The following is a 22,838-nucleotide window of genomic DNA, read 5'->3' on the forward strand; positions in this document are numbered from 1 at the left end:
TGGACATGTACAATCCATTTTCCCATCCAATTATACTGTTTTTGGAATTGAATGTCATTGAAGTTGTGCGAATATATAAACGGATAATTCTTTAGGTGAATTAATAAGCCTGATCTTACGTACGATGAACATTCTAAATAACCAGCACAATCATACGTGAGAACTTCTCACGTGCGACGAGCATGCCAAATAACTAGCTCAATCATACGTGAGAACTTTTCACGTGCGATGAGCACGCAAAATCACAGCACAATCAGACGCGAGAACTTCTCACGTGCGATGAAAACGCAAAATTACTGCACAATCAGACGCAAGAGCTCCTCACGTCCGATGAGCACGCAAAATTACTGCACAATCAGACGCGAGAACGTCTCACATGCGATGATCACGCAAAATCACAGCACAATCAGACGCGAGAACGTCTCACATGCGATGATCACGCAAAATCACAGCACAATCAGACGCGAGAACGTCTCACATGCGATGATCACGCAAAATCACAGCACAATCAGACGCGAGAACTTCTCACGTCCGACGAGCATGCCAAATATACTGCACAATCCAACTTCTCCTAAAAAAATAAAATAGCAGAACGACATGAATTTGCGTTCTGCTAATCGTATTGAGCTATGTTTTTTAGCGGTTTTCCTCATCATCATTACGGCCGTTTTCATCAATGATTCCATCGTCGTCAACGTTGCCATCGCCATTACCGTTGCCATCGTTACCATTATTCATACCGCCGTCTCCGCCATTGCCTCCGTTACCGTTGTTGCCGTCCATCATGTCCCCATTATCCTCGTTTTGGTCTAATGGAGTATCGTTCTGGTCGTTGTTGTTATCATCATTGCCCATTGCACATCCAGTGACTAGGGAAAAGCGAAGATAAGAGAACCAGCGCGGAGAAGCCATTTATTTGTCATTGTAGTATGCCTCCTTTTTTAGTTTGGTGTTACTCGCAATTAGCTTAACCAATTTATAGGAAGTCATACTTTTAATTAATATAATTACTGGATGGCAAAAGTGATTTCCGCTTCACAAGCAAGCTCGCCATCGACCGTTGCGCGTCCTTTACCTTTACCGATCGGCCCTTTCATACGGGTGATTTCCACTTCCAAACGCAATTGATCACCTGGTTTGACCTGGCGCTTGAATCGGCATTTATCAAGTCCAGCGAGGAAACCGATCTTGCCTTTATTCTCTTCCATATTTAAAACAGCGATTGCGCCAACTTGAGCCATCGCCTCAACAATAAGAACTCCAGGCATTACCGGGTAATCAGGAAAATGTCCTTGGAAGAAAGGTTCATTAATTGACACATTCTTAATGCCGACAGCGCGTTTTGCTTCGTCGATTTCAATAATTTTATCAACTAGTAAAAATGGATATCTGTGTGGGATGATTGCTTTAATTTCTTCTGTATTCATGTTTCATTCGCCTCTCTTTAATTAATATGGAAGTGGGACATTGCAGCGTCTCCACCTTCATTTCCTTGATTATATCAGTTTGGATGTTTGACTCCAATAAAAAAAGGTAAAAGAAAGATACAAGTTACTTTACTTGAAACTGAACTTCAGACATAAAAAGGAGGAATTATATTATGCTTTGGACAATAATTGGTATTTTATTAGTACTTTGGATCCTTGGATTTGCTTTTGATGTCGGTGGCGGCCTAGTCCATCTTCTACTAGTCATTGCCCTGATTGTACTGATTTTCCGTTTAGTTACTGGAAGACGAGTCGGTTAACGGCGCTACGTAAAAAATATCTTTCGATTAACATCAAAACTGGGACACGGGGTCTGACCCCTTGTCCCAGTTATTCTTTGATTACAATATCAATGATGTGGCGCCATGTTTCAACTTTAAGAGCGTCGATTGGTGCTCCGTCTCCAAGGACACCGTAACCAATCATTAATCCGGTAACAAGCGCAAAAGCGCAAAGGATAGTGACAATGATGATCCGCAGCCATATCGGGAATACCCGTACCCTTGCAGATTTTTCCCTTTTCTTGCTGCGTTCCTTCTTCTCATCCTGTGAAGCATCCTCTGTTACAGTTCTACGTCGGAAAGATTTCGTCTCCTCGACAGCAGCTGCAGTCCGAATTGCTGCATCTTTTGTAGGACGCGTTTTTTTCGCTCGAACTTCAGAAGAACCGAGTTTTGCATTCGCATCCTTCGCGGCACGTCTATATTTTTGTTTTCCCTTTGTTTTACTGTCAGCATTGTTTTTCTTTTCTTTGACAGCTTGATTGGATTGATTTGTAGACATCGCTCTCGTACTCCCTTAACTTAACTTCTCAATTGATTCACTAGGCCCATCATCTGATCTGTCGTCGAAATTGTCCTCGCATTGAATTGGTAAGCTCGTTGCGTCATAAGCAGGTCAGCCATCTGCTGTGCAATATCCACATTGGATTGCTCCAACATGCCCTTCTCTATCAGGCCTTCCACCACGCCAACCGGCTGGACAATCTCTGCAAAAGTAAACCCTAATTCCCCAAGGTCAGGCAGACTGAATAGATTGCCACCCGCAGCTTCCAACAAATGCGGCCGAGTAATTTCTGCTACTGCTATGGAACCAGCCACTTGCTGCTGGTCGCCTCGTTCCACTATAATTTCCCCATTTTGACGGACTTCAATTCCTGTGAATCCATTAGCTATGATAATTGGCGCACCATTTTGTCCAAGCACCGGATGGCCATCGCTATTCGTCAGCATAACTTCCTGTTCATTAATCGGATTTAAAAAGAAATTACCATCCCTCGTATAGTGGGTAGTTGTAACCCCTTGGTCTTCCGTCTGAATTTGGAAAAAATGATTTTCATTCCGTAATGCAAGGTCTAGGGCCCGACTTGTCGTTTGTAGAGCACCTAAAGAAAAATCATTGACGATAGCACCAAGTTTTGCTCCTGTACCTACGCGTACTCCCTCAGGGGTCATTCGGTTCTCGGCATTCGCCGGGGACCGCAAATTATCAATTTGCTGCGTCAACAGAGAAGAAAACTCTGAGTTCCTCGTTTTATATCCTGGCGTTTGACTGTTCGCCATATTATGTCCAATCAAATCTAATTTGTTTTGCAGCTGGTTCATCGTGACTGCTGCTTGTATCATCATTCTTGACATGGTACAACCTCCAAACCCTTTCTAGCCCAGTCTGCCGATTTCCGATACCGCTTTGCCTAAGCTTTCATCGTAAGCCTTTAACACACGCTGATTCAGCTCAAAGCTGCGGTAGGCGTTCATCATTTCTGTCATTGTTCTTGCGGCATCCACATTGGACCCTTCCAAAAACCCTTGACGTACGTTGAATTCAACACCGGCTGGAACCGCTCCAGCCTCTCCGGCATATAAGTTATCGCCTTCCTTGATCAATCCGTTTACATCAGCTGTATACGCGATTCCAAGAGGGACCGTTTGTGTTTCCGTTTGAAGAATGCCTGTATCTGTCACATTAAAATGAGGGCCGCCTGGTTGAATAGGTTCACCCGTACTGCTTAGCACATAATACCCTTGGTTCGTTACGAGATACCCATCGCCATCAATCGTAAAATTCCCATTTCGCGTCAAACGTTCTTCCCCGGCTTCATTTTGCACCCGGAAAAATAATCCGCCATTTTCATCGGGCACATTCACTTGAACAAGTGCAAGATCCGTCCCGATACCTGTTTCACGGATATCACCCTGAGCAAAATCCGGAACGAATTCCTGGACGTAAACACCTGTGTTGATGGAACCGATGGTTTGGTTGAATGGTACTTTAAAATTGTTTTTCGTCGGCAGCTGTTTATTTCCTTGTGCTTGTATCAGCATCTCAGGAAATGATCGAATGGTCGCTTGATCCGCTTTGAATCCAGGTGTATTCATATTCGCGATATTATTCCCCAGCGCTTCCTGGTATCTCTGCTGAGCCATCATCCCACTCGCAGCTGTATAGAATCCTCGTAACATGGGTACTCCTCCTCTAGCCTTTCCGTGTTGCTTTAAATGTTAGCCAATTTGTCTTCTTTCGATTTTATCGATATTTTCCAGCATGATTCCTGTACCTTTTGCCACACAGCTCATTGGTTCCTCTGCAACGAATACAGGGACTTTCAGCTCTTCAGCAAGCAAGAGGTCCATTCCATGGATAAGCGCTCCGCCTCCAGTCAGGATGACGCCACGATCGATAATATCTGCTGATAATTCTGGTGGTGTTTGTTCAAGAACCATCTTCGCTGCTTGTACAATCAAAGATACGGACTCTCTTAACGCTTCTTCGATTTCTTTAGAATGAACCGTGATGGTGCGAGGAAGCCCGCTGACCATGTCACGTCCACGAATATCGAGTGACTCGTCTCTTGCATCTGTAAACACGGTAGCGACACTAATTTTAATTTCTTCCGCTGTCCGCTCACCGATCAATAGTTTATATTTCTTCTTAATGTATTGAAGAATTTCTGCATCAAAATTATCCCCTGCCATTTTTATGGATTCAGAGGTAACAATTCCGCCCATCGATAGAACCGCAACATCTGTTGTTCCACCACCGATGTCGACAACCATATTTCCGCTTGGCTGGTAGATTTCCATCCCAGCGCCGATTGCAGCGACTTTAGGCTCTTCTTCCAAGTAAACTTTTTTACCGCCTGATTTTTCCGCTGCTTCTTTAATCGCTTTCTGCTCCACTTTTGTAATGTTCGTTGGACAGCAAATAAGCATGCGTGGTTTCGTAAACAGGCCTTTTACATTTATTTTATTTATAAAATGTTTTAACATCGCTTCTGTAACATCAAAATCAGCAATAACGCCATCTTTTAATGGACGGATTGCTTCAATGTTTCCTGGTGTTCGACCAACCATACGACGGGCTGCTTCTCCGACTTCGAGGACTTTTCCCGTATTTTTATCCATAGCAACAACGGCTGGTTCGTTTAATACAATTCCTTTTCCTTTTACATGAATCAAAACGTTGGCGGTTCCAAGGTCTATTCCAATATCTCTAGAAAACATTCTATCTAGGTCCTCCCAAAATTTAACTGTCTTGCACGTGAATTCACACAATGCTACTAATAACATATTTTATCACAGTTTGGTACAATAAACTTCTTTTTTCGAAAATAATTTGTAAAAATTTATCTAGTTCTGTCGAAAGTGGCTGGGAGGTACAGAAGAGTAGCATTGCAGGGTGAAGAAGGAATAGGCGGTAAAAAAACGGGCTACTAATCCTTGTGAGTGACTAGTAGCTTATAGAAGGGTTTTCAATTTCGCGAACTATTGATGGTTTCTCGCTTTTTATATTTCTGTCTCGTTGCTTCACCGCCTCGCAGGTGTCTGATCGCTTTATGATATTCCAGCACTTCTTTCACCTGGTTGGCAAGCTCGGGATTAATTTCCGGTAAACGTTCAGTCAAATCTTTATGGACGGTACTTTTGGACACTCCGAATTCCTTGGCGATTTTCCGGACCGTCATCCTTGTCTCAATGACATGCTGACCAATACGGATTGCTCTTTCTTTGATGTAATCATGCACACCGTTCGCCTCCTAAGTTGATCGTTCTGAGGTGCCGTTTTTTAGCTTTCTGTTCAACTGGGGCAAGGTATATCATTACTGTGAAGTCAACTGATAAAAGTCTACTATGTAATTTTCAGTTATGCAGGTTCTGGGAAGTTTCCACTAATCTCTTTCACCTCAGCGCAAAATCTTTGTTTGGTTTGTAACATTTTATTACAAGCTACACCTGATTATGAATAAATCTTTTCTGGGACAAGGGGTAGAGAGAAGTTTTTTGGATAAGTTGGGTAAATTGGGAGAACATGAGGTGTGGGAATTTATGTGCGAAACTTTATGTATAGAAAAAAAGACACCTTAGCGTAAACGCCAAGATGTCCTTGTCCCAAAATTATTCTTCTAGATTTTCTTCGTCAGAACTTTCTTCGTCAGATTCTGCTTCTTCACCTTCAGCATCATTGTCTTCGCCTTCATCACTATCTTCTTCTGCAGACTCATCTACTTCATCTGCTTCTTCAGCTGTTGGTTCAGCATCTTCCTCAGCAGATGTTTCGGCATCTTCTTCAGAGCCTGAAACAAGACTGTCTACGGATGCTAATGGCTGATTGACAACTGCTTCTGGGTTAACAGCTTCGTTAGCTTTACGGATTTCAAAATGGACATGATTGCCATTATCTTTTCCGAAGTTATTTTTCCCAGCAGTTCCGATTGCATCTCCTTGTTCCACGCGATCATTCGCTTCTACGGATACTTCACCAAGGCTTGCGTAATACGTTTTTACATCGTTATCATGTGCAATTACAACAACGTTCCCGAGTAACGGGTCTTCTTTTACCTCGCTTACCGTACCGCTCAGCGCAGCGACTACTTCAAAGCTTTCGCCGTCAGCTGATGTAATGTCAATACCTGTGCTTTGATAATAACGATTGTTGTAATGGATTAGAGCATTTACTTGGTCTGCCTCGTCTGCGTTATAATCAAAAAATTTCGTTACGATTTGTGCTTCTTCAGCGTTTGCGACAGGTAACTGAATTACTTCCTGCTGATCCATTACAGGAACTGCAGAATCATCACTTGGAATTGGAGTGTAATCATCCGTTTGCTCTAGCGACTCATCAACTACTTGTTCGTCCCCGTTATTTGTATACCAGACAACTGCAGAGATTAATAGAGCTGCTAGTACTAAGTAAAGACTAGGGAAGAACCATCTTTTACGGAAAATACGTGTCCAGCGTTTTTTTGGACCGAATTTGTTTTCCTCATTCATTCTTATCACCTCAACAACCATTCTGTTCAGAAAATAGAAAATCTATACATTGATAGTGAAAAATTTTTAAGATTTGCGTATTTTATTGGTTTTTGAGGGGAAGTTAAGCATTTGGGAATAAGTTACTGTGTTATCTAGTAAATTTATTATTACCCAAGGTGCATTGCTATAGTATAGTCATTTTGACATGAGAGGGAGTCTATTGTAAGTTTAAAACGATTGCCAAGATCATTCGTGACATGAGAGACAGTCTATTGTAAGTTTTAAGCGGTTGCCAAGATCATTCGTGACATGAGAGACAGTCTATTGTAAGTTTTAAGCGGTTGCCAAGATCATTCGTGACATGAGAGACGTTCTATTGTTAGTTTTATACGATTGCCAAGAACATTCGTGACATGAGAGACAGTCTATTGTAAGTTTTAAGCGGTTGCCAAGATCATTCGTGACATGAGAGACGCTCTATTGTTAGTTTTATACGATTGCCAAGATCATTCGTGACATGAGAGACGCTCTATTGTAAGTTTTAAACGATTGCCAAGAACATTCGAGACATGAGAGACGCTCTATTGTAAATTTTAAACAATTTCCATCAGCATTCGTAACACGAGAGAGACTCTATTAAACGTTTCTGGTAATTGACAAAGAAATTCTTTACTTGAAAGCCACAGCTAAAACTACAGCATTCTATGAAAAGTAATGTAAACAAAAAACCCCGTCTATTTCAAGACGAGGGTTGGGGCTGCTTCATCCAAGGTACTGATTTCTACCCCTTGGTAATAGTATTTAACGATCTCTTCGTAGCTCTTTCCTTCTTTCGCCATGGCGTCGGCGCCGAATTGGCTCATGCCGATTCCGTGCCCGTAGCCTTTTGTTGTAAAAATGAAGTGATCATTGTTTTGTTTGACGGAGAAGTCGCTGGAGCGTAGAGCTAGTTTGTCACGCACTTCTCTACCTGTAAATGTATTTCCCTCAATGACAAACTCACTGACACGCCCACTATCATTCCGGGCTATGAGAATATCATTGGATTTCCCATTCGGAATATCTACTTCCAAAAGTTTTTCCAATTCATCTTTGGAAAATGTTTCCTGACTTACAAGTTTTGGATTTTCGAGATCCCATGGACTTGGCACACTGCGCAAGTATGGCACTTCATTTTCCCAGTAATCCTCGGAGTTCTCCGTAAAGCCATTACTCATTGAAAAATAGGCAGGCGTGATTGGATCTTCATTATATGTTATGATTTGACCTTTTGTCGCTTCTACTGCTGCTTTAATCTTTTCTAGATTCGTTTCATAATTACTACCCCATTGTTGCTGCAATTCTTGATTGTTTTTATATACCTGATGCTGCACGGTATCTGTAATATCGAACTCTTCCTCTTTATTTCCTCCTAGGAGGTGGCTCACCGTATAAGTGCGGGCGGCGAGGGCTTGAGCCTTTAGAGCTTCCAATTCAAAGTCTGCCGACATTTCTGCTGCAACAACACCGACAATATAATCTTCAAGCGGTACATCCTCCACCACATCTGCTTTCGTGCGCATGACGGCTACAGAAACCGCTTCAGGGTTTTCATCTTCCAATGTAGTTTCCTCGACCGATTCAGTTATTTCCGATTTATTACCTAAAGGCAACACAATCAAACTAGGAACCACGAGTATAAGCGTAAGAAGTAATAAAATCGAAATGATGATTGGCAACCTGTATGAATACTGATGATGTCTGAAATACACTGAACCTTTTGGTTTAAACGAAGGGGTTAGCTTTGTTTTTGCTGATGTGATGGTGCTTTTTCTAAAAGATGATTGACTTTGCAGTTTTTTCTTCAAGTGTTTCTGGAGATTGATTTTTTTCTTTGTACTTTTCACAAATTCCCTCCTTGTTGTTGAGTTCATGCTTACATGCAGATATACACAACGACTTGCATATAAACACTAGCTTAAGTTTAGCAATCTACTATTATATTTATACGCTAAAGGGAAAAATAGACCTGAAAAGTTATGAAAAATTAAAGAAAACAGTCACTTAAAAAGAAAATTACCATATAAATAACCCCTACCGGATATTTTTCTTCTGGTAGGGGTTGTCATGTTGTATTATTTGTTATGATAACTTTGCAATTTTTTCTTCAGCTGTTACAGGAAGTGGCTCGATTACATTGTCGTTTTCGTCCACGCGAACGATGTCTGCACCTAGAGCAGCCAATTTACCAACGATATTTACATAACCGCGGTCCAAATGTTTCAATTGAGTCACTCGAGTACGTCCTTCTGCGACTAAACCAGCTAAGATTAGCGAAGCTGCTGCACGAAGATCTGTTGCCGCGACTTCTGCACCTTGGAGATCATTTAATCCCTCAATGATTACGCTACGGCCTTCAATTTTAATCTTTGCGTTCATTCTTCTAAATTCTTCCACATGCATGAAACGATTTTCAAAAACAGTTTCAGTGAGGACGCTAGTACCGTTTGCTTTTAGCATTAGTGCCATCATTTGGGATTGCATGTCAGTTGGGAAGCCTGGGTAAGGAAGTGTTTTAATATCTGTAGCCTTAAGTTCTTGAGGACCAATAACACGAACTCCGGTTTCCTCTTCCTTAATAGTTACACCTACTTCTTCCAATTTAGAGATAACAGAGCGCAAATGTTCAGTTTCCACGTTTTCAACGAGTACATTACCACCTGTAATCGCAGCAGCTACCATGAATGTACCTGCTTCAATTCGGTCAGGAATAATCGTATGCGTTGCACCGTGGAGCTTTTCCACTCCTTGGATACGGATTGTTTCTGTACCAGCACCAACAATATCGGCACCCATTTTATTCAAGTAATTTGCTAAATCAACAATTTCAGGTTCTTTAGCTGCGTTCTCAATTGTTGTAACTCCATCAGCAAGGCTTGCAGCCATCATAATATTTTCCGTAGCGCCAACACTCGGCATATCTAAATAAATTTTTGCACCTTTAAGACGTCCATCTACTTTCGCTTCAACGAAACCATTACCGACATGAATGTCAGCTCCCATGGCTTCAAAGCCTTTTAGATGAAGGTCGATTGGACGTGATCCGATTGCACAGCCACCTGGCATAGCAACATTTGCATGGCCATAGCGGGCGAGCAGTGGTCCCAGTACGAGGACAGAAGCGCGCATTTTCCGAACATATTCAAACGGAGCCTCTGTACGTAATCTTCTGGAAGCATCAATTTCTACTGTATTTTGTTCTGCATCAAAGGTAACCTCGGCGTTAAGGTTTCTTAGTACTTCGTTGATTGTATAAACATCAGCTAAAACAGGTACATCTGTAATTACGCTTTTGCCTTCACTAGCAATTAAGCTCGCAGCCAAAACTGGCAATACGGCATTTTTGGCACCTTCTACTTTTACAGTACCATTTAGTTGCTGTCCACCTCTTACGATGATTTTTTCCATATTTATAAATCTCCTTCAAATCCTTTTTTCTAGATATTAATATTCATTCATTAGGATAGGTGTGCCTATCGTGTATGCCAGCTTTCCTGAATCCCCTTGAGTCGCGACGATTTGTAAATTATATGGTATACCCTGAATGACAAATTTCTCGTTCCATAGAGGTGTATACCCGTATTTTATTTTTTTATGCTTGGACATTTCGAGTGGATCATCTTGCTCTTCCACATGCTCCAGCTGCAGCGATTCTGTTAATACGTCAATAACCGCTCTATTCTCTATTGTATCATCTTCTATGACCTCAATACAAGTGAATTCATCAGGTTTATCTTGAAAGAATGAATCGTTGAGTTTACCACTTGTTTGGTCATATTCCGATTGAATTTCTTCGTTCCAATCGGACCCTTTCATAACAGCTATCAGCTCAATATGTTCAGGCTCTATCTTTGACACAATAATCGTTTGATCCACATGGATAGATGTAGTATTTTCTTCATCAAACAGAATATATTTTATACTATTTTCATCTTCGGTTCTAGTTACTAAATGACTATTTCGTACATCGTTCAAAATATCGTTGAAATTGGTTTTGGAGATAGATTCTTTAAGCATGACTTCCCAATTTGTAATTGCCCATGTATTTTCTTCTGCGATTTTGGTGAGTGTATGTAGGGGATCAACTGGTTCGTTTGGGGTAGCTCCTGTCATAAACATACTAGTAATGATAAAAAGTAAAATTACTGTTTTTTTCATGTCTCTCTCCACCTTATCCTTTGATTATTTTCAGTATGGACAGGTATATATATTTTATTCACTAGATTAGTAGATTGAGAGACCAAAACAGGAGTTTATCATTGATGAAAATCGGTTAATATAATAAGAGCTCTATATGTGAGCTCTTTTTAAAATAGATATGATAAATCTTGTGACCAACGGATAATGTCGAGAACAAAGTTACTGACACCAGTACCGATTAATATTGCTAAAAACATGAGGAAAATCCGACCTTCTGTAGAGTGACCTTTGCGGATGATCGGGTCGAAATTCAGCTTTAACATGAGACGCCATGTGAGCCAAATAAAGAATAAATGCGAAATCATGCTAATTAACGCAATCTGACCTATCGAAATCATGGAGGGCTCCTTTCATAAGAAATATTATTGTCGATATTTCCCGGGAAATGAGTTCGGGAAAGAATGACAGTAGATGAGGACTTTTACATATCATTCAAAGAAAAAATCTCTTATAACATAGTGTGTCATAAGAGATTTTGTTTTATTACGACGTCGAAAAGACGCAGGTACTTTTTCGTATCGGCTAGCTTCAGCGACCAGGGACTGTTCGAACTTCATGCGCCTCCAGTCGATAAGTCAACATCGGTTCGTTACCTCACCGTGTTTCCTTTATCTTCTTGCGCCGCATTCCAGTTCGACCGTCCCTAAACGGTCGCTTCAGCTTTTGTATTTACTTCCCACTTACACTTAAGCGGTTAATTGCGCGTTTGAGTGCTAATTCAGCTCTCTGGAAGTCGATGTCGTCTTGTTTCGATTGTAGACGACGTTCTGCACGCTCTTTTGCCTGTTTCGCACGGGCAACGTCAATGTCGCTGGCTTTTTCGGCAGATTGCGCGAGAATAGTTACTTTATCAGGACGTACTTCCATAAATCCTCCACTGACTGCCACTTGGTATGTTTCATTGTTTTTCTTTAACCGTGTGACACCAATGTCTAATGGGGCTACTAAAGGAATATGACCTGGTAAAATACCTAGTTCACCGTTTTCAGTTTTACTAACGACCATTTCATAATCCTCTTCCAGGACTGTACCACTAGGAGTTACAACACTCACAGTTAGTGTTTTCAGGATAAACCCCTCCTAATATTGGTAAGAAGGCGGGAAGTATATGAAACTTTCCCCCTTCTTCCATTTATCATTTATTGTTGCATTTGTTTTGCTTTTTCTACAACTTCCTCAATGCTTCCAACTAGACGGAATGCATCTTCTGGAAGATCGTCATGCTTACCTTCAAGGATTTCCTTGAAGCCTCTTACTGTTTCTTGAACTGGTACATAAGAACCTTTTTGACCAGTAAATTGCTCAGCAACGTGGAAGTTCTGAGATAAGAAGAACTGGATACGACGTGCACGTGCAACCGTCAATTTATCTTCTTCACTCAACTCATCCATACCTAGAATTGCGATAATATCTTGTAATTCACGGTATTTCTGAAGTGTACGTTGTACTTCAGTTGCAACTTGGTAGTGCTCTTCTCCAACAACTTCTGGGTCAAGTGCACGAGAAGTTGAAGCAAGAGGATCCACCGCTGGGTAGATACCCATCTCAGAAAGTTTACGGTCCAAGTTGGTTGTTGCATCTAAGTGAGCGAATGTTGTAGCCGGAGCCGGGTCCGTATAGTCATCCGCAGGTACGTAAATCGCTTGAATCGATGTTACAGAACCTTTTTGTGTAGATGTGATTCGCTCTTGTAGTTTACCCATTTCTGAAGCAAGTGTTGGCTGGTAACCTACCGCTGAAGGCATACGGCCTAGTAGCGCGGAAACCTCCGAACCTGCTTGTGTGAAACGGAAAATGTTGTCGATGAACAATAGTACGTCTTGGCCTTGTTCATCACGGAAGTATTCAGCCATTGTAAGACCTGTTAATGCAACACGCATACGTGCTCCAGGTGGCTCGTTCATTTGTCCGAATACCATCGCTGTTTTTGCGATAACTCCAGAGTCTTTCATCTCATAGTAAAGGTCATTACCTTCACGTGTACGCTCTCCAACACCAGCGAATACGGAAATACCACCGTGCTCTTGAGCGATGTTGTTGATTAATTCTTGGATAAGTACCGTTTTACCTACACCAGCACCACCGAACAATCCAATCTTACCACCCTTGATATATGGAGCAAGTAAGTCAACAACTTTAATTCCTGTTTCAAGAATTTCAGTTTCAGTTGAAAGTTCTTCAAATTTCGGTGCTTCACGGTGGATAGGATCTAAACGAACGTCGTTTCCAAGTGGTTCGTCAAGGTCGATATTCTCACCTAATACGTTAAATACTCTTCCTAAAGTAACATCTCCTACTGGTACGGAGATTGGTCTGCCTAAGTCTGTTACATTTGCACCACGTTGTACACCGTCTGTAGATGCCATTGCAATGGTGCGGACACTGTTATCGCCAAGGTGTAGTGCAACTTCTAATGAAAGCTTGCTGTCAACGCCATTAATGTTGACATCTACTTCCAAGGCGTTGTAGATTTCTGGGAGTTGGCCGTCTTCGAATTTTACGTCGACAACAGGACCCATTACCTGTGTAACTTGTCCCTTACTCATGGATTTCCCTCCTAACTTACTTTTCAAATCAACTATTCAAGCGCAGATGCTCCACCAACAATTTCCGTGATTTCTTGCGTGATTGCCGCTTGACGTGCACGGTTATATTGAAGCGAAAGGTCATCGATCAATTCGGATGCATTATCAGTTGCACTCTTCATGGCAGTCATACTTGCTGCGTGCTCACTTGCTTTCGCATCAAGTAATGCGCCGAAGATGAGACTTTCAGCATATTGTGGAAGCAATACGTCTAAAATTTGTTGCTCATTTGGTTCATATTCATATTCGCTGTTAGAATTTCCGACTCCAGCGATATCTTCAATCGGTAATAATTGCTTCTGAGTGACCACTTGTGAAATTGCACTTACATAATGGTTATAGAAAATGATTAATTCATCAATTTCACCATCTGTGTACATTTGCACAGTTTCGGAAGCAATTTCCTGAATTTCAGCATAGCTAGGTTGATCTGCTACACCAAGGATACTTTTTGCAATTGGTAAATTAAGTCTTCTACAAAAATCATAGCCTTTTGACCCCATCACGATGATCGTGTATTCCGATGGGTCGGAATGGCGTTCATTAATTGTCTTTGTAAGATCTCTTAAAATATGACTGTTGTACGCTCCAACAAGTCCTTTATCTGAAGTGATGATCAGATATCCTGTTTTATTGACCTTACGTTTTGTCAGCATGGGATGTGTAACATCTGAGCTACTGTTCGCAATGCTACCGACAACTTCTTGAATCTTTTCGCTATAAGGAACAAAACCTTTTGCAGCGCGTTCGGCTTTACCCATTTTAGATGCAGATACCAGCTCCATCGCAGCTGTTATTTGTTTTGTCTTTTTTGTAGAATCTATTCTTCCTTTTAGATCTCTAAGTGATGCCAAGCTTCTTCACCACCCTTTCGCAGTGATTTGTGAAGAGGGCTGGCTAGTGATTGCCAGACCTCTTATATTAAAACGGTCGCTTACGCATTTGATACGTCTAGCTCCAGTGACCAGGGACTGTCCGAACTTCATGCGCTTCCGGTCGATAAGTCAACATCGGCTCCTTACGTCGCCGTGTTTCCTTTATCTTCCTGCACCGCATTCCAGTCCGTTAGTCCCTAAACAGTCACTTACGCATTTGAAGGCAAGAATGTGTTCTTGAATCCTTCAATTGCTTTGTTCATTTTATCTGCATCAGGCAGTTGGCCTGTAGTGCGGATTTCTTCTAGCAATTCGTTTGCGTTTGTAGCTAACCATATGTTCATTTCTTCTTCAAAACGAAGAATATCTTCGACTGGAATATCATCTAGATAGCCTTTTGTAAGTGCATAAATGATCATTACTTGGTTTTCTACCGCTAGTGGTTTATGCAAGCCTTGTTTTAGTACTTCAACTGTACGTGCACCACGGTTCAGTTTTGCTTGTGTTGCTGCATCAAGGTCAGAACCGAACTGAGCGAAGGCTTCTAGCTCACGGAAGGATGCAAGGTCCAGACGTAGTGTACCTGCAACTTTCTTCATCGCTTTGATTTGTGCGTCTCCACCTACACGTGATACGGATAGACCAGCGTTGATCGCCGGACGTACACCGGAGAAGAATAGGTCAGACTGTAAGAAAATTTGTCCGTCTGTAATGGAGATAACGTTCGTTGGGATATAAGCAGAAATGTCCCCTGCTTGTGTTTCAACGAATGGTAGCGCCGTTAGAGAACCGCCACCTTTTGCGTCACTAAGTTTAGCTGCACGTTCAAGTAGACGTGAGTGCAAGTAGAAAACATCCCCTGGGAATGCTTCACGTCCTGGTGGACGACGTAATAGTAGGGAAAGTTCACGGTATGCGTTCGCTTGTTTCGACAAGTCATCATAAACAACAAGTACGTGTTTTCCGTTATACATGAATTCTTCACCCATCGCTACACCAGCATATGGAGCTAGGTATAGAGAAGGTGCTGGGTCTGAAGCAGATGCAGATACAACGATTGTGTAATCTAGTGCACCATAACGACGTAGAACTTCAACTGTAGAACGTACAGTAGATTCTTTTTGTCCAATTGCAACGTAGATACAAATCATATCTTGATCTTTTTGGTTAATGATCGTGTCGATCGCTACCGTTGTTTTACCTGTTTGACGGTCACCGATGATCAACTCACGCTGTCCACGTCCGATTGGTACGAGGGCGTCGATCGCTTTAATACCAGTTTGTAATGGCTCGAAAACCGATTGACGATCCATTACACCAGGAGCTTGTGCTTCGATTGGACGAGTTTTTGTCGTGTTGATTGGGCCAAGTCCATCAATTGGTTGACCTAATGTGTTCACTACGCGTCCTAATAATTCCTCTCCAACTGGTACTTGCATGATTCTTCCTGTACGACGAACTTCATCGCCTTCTTTAATTCCTAAATAATCACCGAGGATAACGATACCTACGTTACTTTCCTCAAGGTTTTGCGCTAATCCCATAACGCCATTTTCAAATTCTAATAGTTCTCCAGCCATTGCGCTTTCGAGGCCATGTGCACGTGCAATTCCGTCCCCTACTTCAATAACTGTTCCAACATCCGATACTTCGATATCTGTTTCAAAGTTTTCGATTTGCTGCTTTATCAGCTTGCTAATCTCTTCGGCATTAATGCTCATACCATTTCACCCCTATCATCATTTGTTCGCTACTGTTATTTTTTGTTCAAGTCGATGCAACTTGCCACTGATGGAACCGTCGTAAATTGTGTTACCCACCCGAATTTTTATGCCGCCAATTAAACTTGGGTCGATGACATTTTCAAATTCTAATGTGTTTTTTCCGATACGTTTAGCAAAATTCACTCTTAAACCTTGCTTTTCCTCAGCGGATAGTTCACGAACAGAATAAACAGTTGCCACTTCAATTCCCTTCGCATCATTCACATTTTTAATGAAAGCTTCAACAATGGATGGAATAAGCATTGTACGATGGCGTTGTACGAGGAGTTTAATCGTATTGACGACATCTTTATGTAAGCCTTTCAAGCTTTCAGTAATTAGCTTTTCTTTTTGTTCCCCATTCACTCTTGGATGCAATAGGAATGAATTTAATTGTTTATTATCTTTAAAGACTTCACGAACGGCGCGTAAAGATTCTTCATATTGGTCTAGTTCTGATTTTTGTATAGCTAGTTGAAAAAGAGCATCTGCATAACGCTTGGCTACGATTGTTTCACTCATCGCTCTTCTCCTACCTCTTTAATGTAGTCATTAATGAACGCTGCTTGGTCTTGTTCATTGATTTCTTTTTCAATCACTTTACTTGCAACTAACACAGAAAGTGAAGCAACTTGTGCTTGAAGTGCTTGGATCGCTTGATCTTTCTCGTTTTGGATGTCTGCTTGAGCTTGCTTTTTGATGCGCTCAGCTTCCTCACGGGCAGATGCAATGATATCTTGCTCTTGTTTGATACCGGCAGTCTTAGCGTCTTCAATGATTTTCTGTGCTTCTTGTCTTACGTTGTTCAGCTGTGCAGCTGCTTCTTGTGCAGACTTCTCAGCTTCAGCGCGGCTTTTCTCTGCTGCTTCGATTTCACTTGCAACATAGTTTTCACGCTGTTCCATCATATTCATGAGTGGTCCCCACGCAAATTTTCTCAGTAATGCCAGTAAGATGAGGAAGAAGATTAATTGAACGATCATATCGCCAATTCGTAATCCCCCTACTGCTGCACCTACAGACAACATGTCAATGTATGAATGCACTACTTTCACTCCTTTCACGGATTTCGTCTATTGAAAAAAGCGTTTAATCAGTTCTGCTTTAACTTACAGAATTAACCTACATAATCTTACATAAAGGAATGGCGAAGATTCTATTAACCGGATCCTCGCCATCTTCAACTTATTAAGGACGTGTTATTAGCTGCCCATAACCATGAACGCAATAACTGCTGCGATGATTGGAATCGCCTCAACTAGTGCTACAGCGATAAACATTGTACCTTGTAGTGAACCTTTCAGTTCAGGTTGTCTTGCAATACCTTCCAAAGTCTTACTACCTATCATCCCGATTCCTAGACCAGCACCTAATGCTGCTAATCCGATTGCGATTGCTGCTGCTAAAGCTCCCATTTATAATTTCCTCCTTTTATGTTTAAACCCTTTAGTTTTTTTATTTAATGGTCTTCCGCACTCACTTTATGAGACATGTATACCATTGTTAACATAACGAATACATATGCCTGAATTGCACCGATGAACAATTTGAAGCCCATCCAGGCCAGTGTTGGTAATGCAGCTCCTAAGAATCCAAAAACTCCTGATGCTGCTAGTGAAATAAGTAAAGCTAGTAGAATTTCTCCCGCAAATAAGTTACCAAATAGTCGGAGACCGAGTGTCAATGTGTTGGTGAATTCCTCCAAAATCTTAAATGGTAACATCAACGGAACAGGGCTCACGTATGTCTTGAGATAATGTTTCGTTCCCCGTAGTTTTATGGAATAGAAGTGTGTCAAAATCACGACCATACCTGATAAGGTCAGTGTTATCGTTGCGTCTGCAGTCGGTGATTTCCACCAGAGGTCAGTACCTATCGTGACGACAGTGACTAGCCCTGCTACGTTACTAAACAGGATATAAAAGATGAGTGTCATTCCTAGTGGAAGGAAGACCTTTCCTGTTTTCCAGTCCATTGTGTCGCCGATAATACCTCTTACAAACTCTACGGCCCACTCCATGAAGTTCTGCTTGCCAGTCGGTTTCATTTGAAGATTACGACTTGCCCAAACACAGACGACGAATACTAGTGTGGATATGACTGCGATCATGAATACGTTGGCGAGGTTGAAGTCAAGCCAGGAGATCCCAAAAACATCTTCAACTATTGGAGCTGTGTGATCCAAATTTATCACCCCTTTACATCGATAGTTTTAGATGGCCACCAGAATTGGTGACGTTTTCTTACGTGGTGCAGATAGATACCTTATCTACCAAGAGTTGCTTTTGCATATTAAAGCTGCATGAAGTATGTACATTAGCTATCTTGATTTTTTCTAATGAGAAGGTAATAGATTCCATCAAGAAAAATGATAAGGTAGGATAGCATTAAACCAATTACTACAGCAATAACATGAAAAGATTCTTCAAAACGCATAGCGATTGCTACGCCTAAAACTGCTGCCGCCATTCTTGTGACCGTTCCCAAACTTCCTCGAAATTTACTTTTTGTTGCTGCTTTATCCCCCAGCAATCTTGTCTTACGCTGAAGTACCAACAAATTATAGAAGCTGATCACCCCACCTAACAAGAGTCCATTAAGCTCTCTCATATAAGGCAGAAATACTACTCCGAGTACGACTAGCGCAAGCAAAGTAAGCATGCCTTTCCTCTGTCGTACAATCATACTATCAAATTCAAACATTTTTTCTGAACGCTCCTATAGTGAAACATACGGGAAGGTGGTGATACGAATTTCCAAGCTTAGAATTGTACTTCTACCTATTAACATAGAAGAGATGTACCTTCAGTTGGCCAGAACCTTGCAAGTATCGGCGACTTTTACTATGTATGATGTGAGTCTGCAGAAAGTGTCAACAGGATATTATTCCCTATATGTGTAGTTTTTAACAAACTCCGACTAATTTCTAACATTTTTTCTGAAAAAACCCATACTCACACTAGGTAAGTTTACCTTAATGGCACATGCATTGTCAATTAGAAGCCTTGGATAAATTCAACGGTTTTCGAGCAAAATTTTTTAGCTACTTTACGGTAAAAAAATGCCGGGAAATTCAAGGCGTACAACACTCATTATATAGGAAATATATCGTTGTAAATATGACGTTTTTGTGAACGGGTTTTGACAATTTTGGAAAGTAGGAAAAAGGGAATGGATAGAGGTTTCACTTAGTGTAATAGAGCTAGATACGGGATAATGAGGATGTTTACTCGGGGTTTAAATTTGGAAGCCGGGACCAATAGAAAAATATATCCATTGACCCGACTTCACTATTCAATCGTAATCGGCATTTCACCAATTTGCACTTCTCCATCAGCACTGATGACAATCAACCTTCCGATATAATTACCCGGGGTCAGCTTGTATCGGGGGATCTCCCCTTCATTTGTACCGATTGTCGGCTCTTCTATTTCAATTAAATTTCCACGATATGTCAAGATATCCGGATCGTATAAATCAATCGCGACTGATCTCAGTTCTTCCGTTGCATAAAGGTTATAGCTATAAGTGTCTTCAGAGAATGGTTTGAGGTAAAATTCGATGCCAGCGATTTTGGGTTGGTCTGCTGACTGATTAACAAATAGGTATGGTAAATGATATGTTTTGTTTTCTTTTTTCTCCTTCAAGGTCAAAAAGCCTTCATGCACACCATCAGGCAACCGTGAACTGCTCACCTTCAACTGGACTTTCAGCTCATGTTTCTCCTTTGGTTCAACGGTAAACGATAGTGGGAGCTGCCATTGAATACCGGATTGCTGCTTTGGATACTCGAAAGTGAACTCCTGCGTTTCATCTGATAGGTTTTCAATTGTTACGTTAAATTGCTTTTCTTCATGCCGCTCCGTAATTTTTCCAGCTTCCAACGTTCCATCATAGATGACAGTACGAGTATTTAATGCTTGTTCAGGCTGGATGAGCCCGTGCCCTTGGGTAGACGGAGTATGAAATTCGCCAGCTTCTGTACGCAATGGTTCTGCCGTCGTTTGAAGTGCACTATATATTTTTTCTACATCCCAGCTTGGATAGGCTTCTTTTAGCAGCGCAATGGCACCCGTGACATAAGGGGCTGCCATGCTCGTACCATTGAAGCTTTCATAGCCACCAGGAACGGTACTTTTTATTGCGGTCCCAGGGGCAGTGATATCCGGTTTAATTTCCCAGTTAACCGTGACAGGTCCGCGGGAACTGAAGTCGGCAATTGTTGTGTCCAATTGTTGATGATTCGTTGCGATATATTCCTCGCTTTTGTTAAGGAGCCACTCCCCATCTTCCTCTGAAATTCCTGCAACGGGAATCTTAATTGCTTCATCATTGTTTTCGATACCCCCGTATAACGGACCAGGTTCATTATTATAGATGAGGACGGCAACCGCTCCTTTTCTCTGTGCTTCAAGTGCGTAATCACGAAAAGTCGTCACATCACGCTGAAATAGAGCAATTTTTCCGTTCAACTCTTCGGCCTTATCACCTTGGACTATTTTATAATCCTTTGTAAGATCCCAGGATGTTGCACCTTGCATCGTTGCAATCTGGATGGCTTTCCTTTCTCCTTCATGGTAAAGATACGGCACACTTGTAGGCGCTTGAACCGCCCCAACAGACAGGGCATCCGCGGCAGTTGCCGGACTTCCGACCGTCCATGGATCTGGCCCACTATTACCATTGGCTATGACAACCGGGATACCAAGTTCAACCGCTTTGTTAACCGCGACACTCGTCGGGTAATCAGGACCGTTCACACTATTACCAAGGGACAGATTAATAATATCCACTTTATCCTGCACGGCTTGTTCAAGAGCTGCAAGGACATGGACGGTCGAACCAAATCCCCCAGGTCCGAGAGCACGATAAGCATAGAGCGACGCATCCGGTGCAATTCCTTGCATTTCACCATTCGCAGCGATGATTCCTGCGACATGCGTTCCATGATTCGTCGGCATCCCCTCTTCAGGCAGTGTCTCCATTGGGTCCTCATCAAAATCAACCAAATCCTGGCCGCCTTTAAAATTTTCTTTTAAATCTGGATGGTTATAATCCACTCCCGTGTCAATCACCGCAACTTTTATATTTTTACCAGTCACATCACTTGTGATGGGAGCAGATTGGATTTTTGTTTCTTCTGAAGTTCCTGCAGGCAACGTTTGATAATCTTGGACATGATGGACCCCTTTAATAAAATCAACCGTGTGCATCCGCTTCAAGTGTTCCGCCTTGCCTTGAATGGCCAGTCCGTTAAAAAGAGTGGAATAGGTAGCGACAACTTCGACAAATGGATGATTTTTTTCAATATACTCCTCGTGCTCGTCGACATTTCCTTCTACTTCAATGATTACTGTTTCAAGTTCGGAAGCATACACATTGGAATAAAACAGGAGGAAAATGAACAGAAAAAATATGATTCGCTTCATATACGTTGCTCCTCTTTTTCTTACTCTGCTTAGTTTTGATTAAACGAGGAATTCTATGTATAAAAAAGACTTGTAATCCTTTAAAAAGATTACAAGTCCCATCATTTTCACTATTATTTTGTACCGAATAAACGGTCTCCAGCATCACCAAGACCTGGAACGATATAACCATTCTCATCTAACTTCTCATCGATTGCAGCGAGGTAAATATCCACATCAGGATGTTCTTCTTTAATGACTTCCACACCCTCTGGCGCAGCAATTAGACACATGAGTTTCACATGTTTTGCTCCACGCTTTTTCAGGGAATGGATTGCATCATTTGCTGAACCTCCTGTTGCAAGCATCGGGTCGATGACAATCAATTCACGCTCAGAAATATCAGAAGGAAGCTTAATGTAATATTCCACAGGTTTCAATGTTTCCGGATCACGATATAGTCCAACGTGCCCGACTTTGGCTGCAGGAATCAATTTACGGACTCCATCCACCATTCCTAGTCCTGCACGAAGAATTGGAATAAGACCAATTTTCTTACCGGAAAGTTCTTTTGTTTTAGCCGTTGTTACTGGTGTTTCCGTTTCAACTTCCGTTACAGGAAGATCTCTTGTAATTTCAAAAGCCATCAGCATCGCAACTTCATCAACTAACTCGCGGAACTCTTTTGTTCCAGTGTTTTTATCACGAATACGCGTTAATTTATGCTGAATTAACGGATGATCCAATACGAATACTTTACTCAATGTAGATCACTCCTTCAAATTTTCATATCTCTAAGATTGTACAGAAAAACGACAAGTTATTCAAGCTTGATTGGGCATATTATGTCACATTTTATCGAAAAGCTTTCATGGTGGAAATCATGGGATATTGCTTCAGCATTTCTGAGAGTTTAATAGATTGTGAGGGCTGATTTGAGATGAGTTTCTTCCATTCATGTACTTTTAGCGCTTGTAAATGCACGAGCGATACAGAAAAATTCTGATTCATGTCTTTATGGTAGTAATAAGGACTCGAACGATCATGTAAAATTTCCATTCGGGACTTTATAGTGCTTATAAGGACTCGAACACTCGTGCAAAAGTCAAGTCCATAATTCTGTGTAAAAGCATATTTTCGACCAGTAGTAATATTATTTGAAACCATAGTGTGAGAGCAGCCACAGCTTTGCTGCTTGCCATTGACTGTAGTGCCCGATTCTTAGTATT

The 22,838-nt window shown here is 41.5% G+C and carries 23 protein-coding genes; 1 reads left to right on the plus strand and 22 read right to left on the minus strand.

Features of this window, described 5'->3' with window-relative positions; genetic code table 11:
* Positions 1 to 1,007: 1,007 nt before the first annotated feature.
* Entirely contained in the window at positions 1,008 to 1,427 is a 420-nt protein-coding gene (gene fabZ / locus M3210_RS15340; RefSeq protein ID WP_251516099.1) for a 3-hydroxyacyl-ACP dehydratase FabZ, read from the minus strand.
* A gap of 173 nt (positions 1,428 to 1,600) precedes the next feature.
* Here fabZ and M3210_RS15345 point away from each other — a divergent pair, with 173 nt between their 5' ends.
* On the plus strand, positions 1,601 to 1,747 hold the full coding sequence (locus M3210_RS15345; protein ID WP_251516101.1) for a lmo0937 family membrane protein: 147 nt from the start codon (positions 1,601 to 1,603) through the stop codon (positions 1,745 to 1,747).
* 70 nt (positions 1,748 to 1,817) lie between these two features.
* On the opposite strand, the gene M3210_RS20500 is transcribed toward M3210_RS15345, so the two are convergent.
* The 21 genes from M3210_RS20500 to upp all read right to left on the minus strand — a co-directional run bounded on the left by M3210_RS20500 (position 1,818) and on the right by upp (position 22,373).
* Positions 1,818 to 2,270, minus strand: a complete 453-nt coding sequence (locus M3210_RS20500) for a DNA-directed RNA polymerase subunit beta (RefSeq protein WP_285853835.1) — start codon at positions 2,268 to 2,270, stop codon at positions 1,818 to 1,820.
* Between the two features lie 20 nt (positions 2,271 to 2,290).
* The gene (locus M3210_RS15355; protein WP_251516103.1) at positions 2,291 to 3,124 is read right to left on the minus strand and encodes a flagellar hook-basal body protein; all 834 of its coding nucleotides are present in this window, start codon (positions 3,122 to 3,124) and stop codon (positions 2,291 to 2,293) included.
* Positions 3,125 to 3,145: 21 nt separating this feature from the next.
* On the minus strand, positions 3,146 to 3,949 hold the full coding sequence (locus M3210_RS15360) for a flagellar hook-basal body protein (RefSeq protein ID WP_251516105.1): 804 nt from the start codon (positions 3,947 to 3,949) through the stop codon (positions 3,146 to 3,148).
* Positions 3,950 to 3,988: 39 nt separating this feature from the next.
* On the minus strand, positions 3,989 to 4,990 hold the full coding sequence (locus tag M3210_RS15365; RefSeq protein WP_251516108.1) for a rod shape-determining protein: 1,002 nt from the start codon (positions 4,988 to 4,990) through the stop codon (positions 3,989 to 3,991).
* A 248-nt stretch (positions 4,991 to 5,238) separates the two neighbouring features.
* Positions 5,239 to 5,511, minus strand: a complete 273-nt coding sequence (gene spoIIID, locus M3210_RS15370) for a sporulation transcriptional regulator SpoIIID (protein ID WP_251516110.1) — start codon at positions 5,509 to 5,511, stop codon at positions 5,239 to 5,241.
* A 370-nt stretch (positions 5,512 to 5,881) separates the two neighbouring features.
* Complete coding sequence (spoIIQ, locus tag M3210_RS15375) at positions 5,882 to 6,757, minus strand: stage II sporulation protein SpoIIQ (protein ID WP_251516112.1); 876 nt, start codon at positions 6,755 to 6,757, stop codon at positions 5,882 to 5,884.
* Between the two features lie 716 nt (positions 6,758 to 7,473).
* Complete coding sequence (gene spoIID / locus M3210_RS15380) at positions 7,474 to 8,625, minus strand: stage II sporulation protein D (RefSeq protein WP_251516114.1); 1,152 nt, start codon at positions 8,623 to 8,625, stop codon at positions 7,474 to 7,476.
* Positions 8,626 to 8,860: 235 nt separating this feature from the next.
* Positions 8,861 to 10,186, minus strand: coding sequence for a UDP-N-acetylglucosamine 1-carboxyvinyltransferase (gene murA, locus M3210_RS15385; RefSeq protein ID WP_251516116.1), 1,326 nt, complete (start codon positions 10,184 to 10,186; stop codon positions 8,861 to 8,863).
* 36 nt (positions 10,187 to 10,222) lie between these two features.
* Positions 10,223 to 10,936, minus strand: a complete 714-nt coding sequence (locus M3210_RS15390; protein WP_251516118.1) for a YwmB family TATA-box binding protein — start codon at positions 10,934 to 10,936, stop codon at positions 10,223 to 10,225.
* A 149-nt stretch (positions 10,937 to 11,085) separates the two neighbouring features.
* On the minus strand, positions 11,086 to 11,316 hold the full coding sequence (locus M3210_RS15395; protein ID WP_251516120.1) for a DUF1146 family protein: 231 nt from the start codon (positions 11,314 to 11,316) through the stop codon (positions 11,086 to 11,088).
* Positions 11,317 to 11,647: 331 nt separating this feature from the next.
* Positions 11,648 to 12,046 (minus strand): F0F1 ATP synthase subunit epsilon, encoded by a 399-nt coding sequence (locus M3210_RS15400; RefSeq protein ID WP_251516153.1) that lies wholly within the window; start codon positions 12,044 to 12,046, stop codon positions 11,648 to 11,650.
* A 71-nt stretch (positions 12,047 to 12,117) separates the two neighbouring features.
* A complete protein-coding gene (gene atpD, locus M3210_RS15405; protein ID WP_251516122.1) occupies positions 12,118 to 13,524 on the minus strand; it encodes a F0F1 ATP synthase subunit beta in 1,407 nt (468 codons plus the stop codon).
* A gap of 32 nt (positions 13,525 to 13,556) precedes the next feature.
* On the minus strand, positions 13,557 to 14,417 hold the full coding sequence (gene atpG / locus M3210_RS15410) for an ATP synthase F1 subunit gamma (RefSeq protein ID WP_251516124.1): 861 nt from the start codon (positions 14,415 to 14,417) through the stop codon (positions 13,557 to 13,559).
* 230 nt (positions 14,418 to 14,647) lie between these two features.
* Positions 14,648 to 16,159, minus strand: a complete 1,512-nt coding sequence (gene atpA, locus M3210_RS15415) for a F0F1 ATP synthase subunit alpha (protein WP_251516126.1) — start codon at positions 16,157 to 16,159, stop codon at positions 14,648 to 14,650.
* Between the two features lie 18 nt (positions 16,160 to 16,177).
* Positions 16,178 to 16,723, minus strand: a complete 546-nt coding sequence (locus tag M3210_RS15420; RefSeq protein WP_251516128.1) for a F0F1 ATP synthase subunit delta — start codon at positions 16,721 to 16,723, stop codon at positions 16,178 to 16,180.
* A complete protein-coding gene (gene atpF, locus M3210_RS15425; protein ID WP_251516130.1) occupies positions 16,720 to 17,247 on the minus strand; it encodes a F0F1 ATP synthase subunit B in 528 nt (175 codons plus the stop codon). Before atpF ends, M3210_RS15420 begins: the two co-directional genes overlap by 4 nt.
* A gap of 156 nt (positions 17,248 to 17,403) precedes the next feature.
* Positions 17,404 to 17,616 (minus strand): F0F1 ATP synthase subunit C, encoded by a 213-nt coding sequence (gene atpE, locus M3210_RS15430; RefSeq protein ID WP_251516132.1) that lies wholly within the window; start codon positions 17,614 to 17,616, stop codon positions 17,404 to 17,406.
* Positions 17,617 to 17,660: 44 nt separating this feature from the next.
* Positions 17,661 to 18,386 carry a F0F1 ATP synthase subunit A gene (gene atpB / locus M3210_RS15435; RefSeq protein WP_251516135.1) on the minus strand — a complete coding sequence of 242 codons (726 nt, stop codon included), beginning with the start codon at positions 18,384 to 18,386 and terminating at the stop codon, positions 17,661 to 17,663.
* Positions 18,387 to 18,517: 131 nt separating this feature from the next.
* On the minus strand, positions 18,518 to 18,904 hold the full coding sequence (locus M3210_RS15440; RefSeq protein ID WP_251516137.1) for an ATP synthase subunit I: 387 nt from the start codon (positions 18,902 to 18,904) through the stop codon (positions 18,518 to 18,520).
* A gap of 587 nt (positions 18,905 to 19,491) precedes the next feature.
* Complete coding sequence (locus tag M3210_RS15445) at positions 19,492 to 21,630, minus strand: S8 family serine peptidase (protein WP_285853837.1); 2,139 nt, start codon at positions 21,628 to 21,630, stop codon at positions 19,492 to 19,494.
* A gap of 113 nt (positions 21,631 to 21,743) precedes the next feature.
* Positions 21,744 to 22,373, minus strand: coding sequence for a uracil phosphoribosyltransferase (gene upp, locus M3210_RS15450; protein ID WP_251516150.1), 630 nt, complete (start codon positions 22,371 to 22,373; stop codon positions 21,744 to 21,746).
* Between the last annotated feature and the right edge of the window lie 465 nt (positions 22,374 to 22,838).

The organism is Oceanobacillus luteolus (genome assembly GCF_023715655.1).
GTDB lineage: Bacteria > Bacillota > Bacilli > Bacillales > Amphibacillaceae > Oceanobacillus > Oceanobacillus luteolus.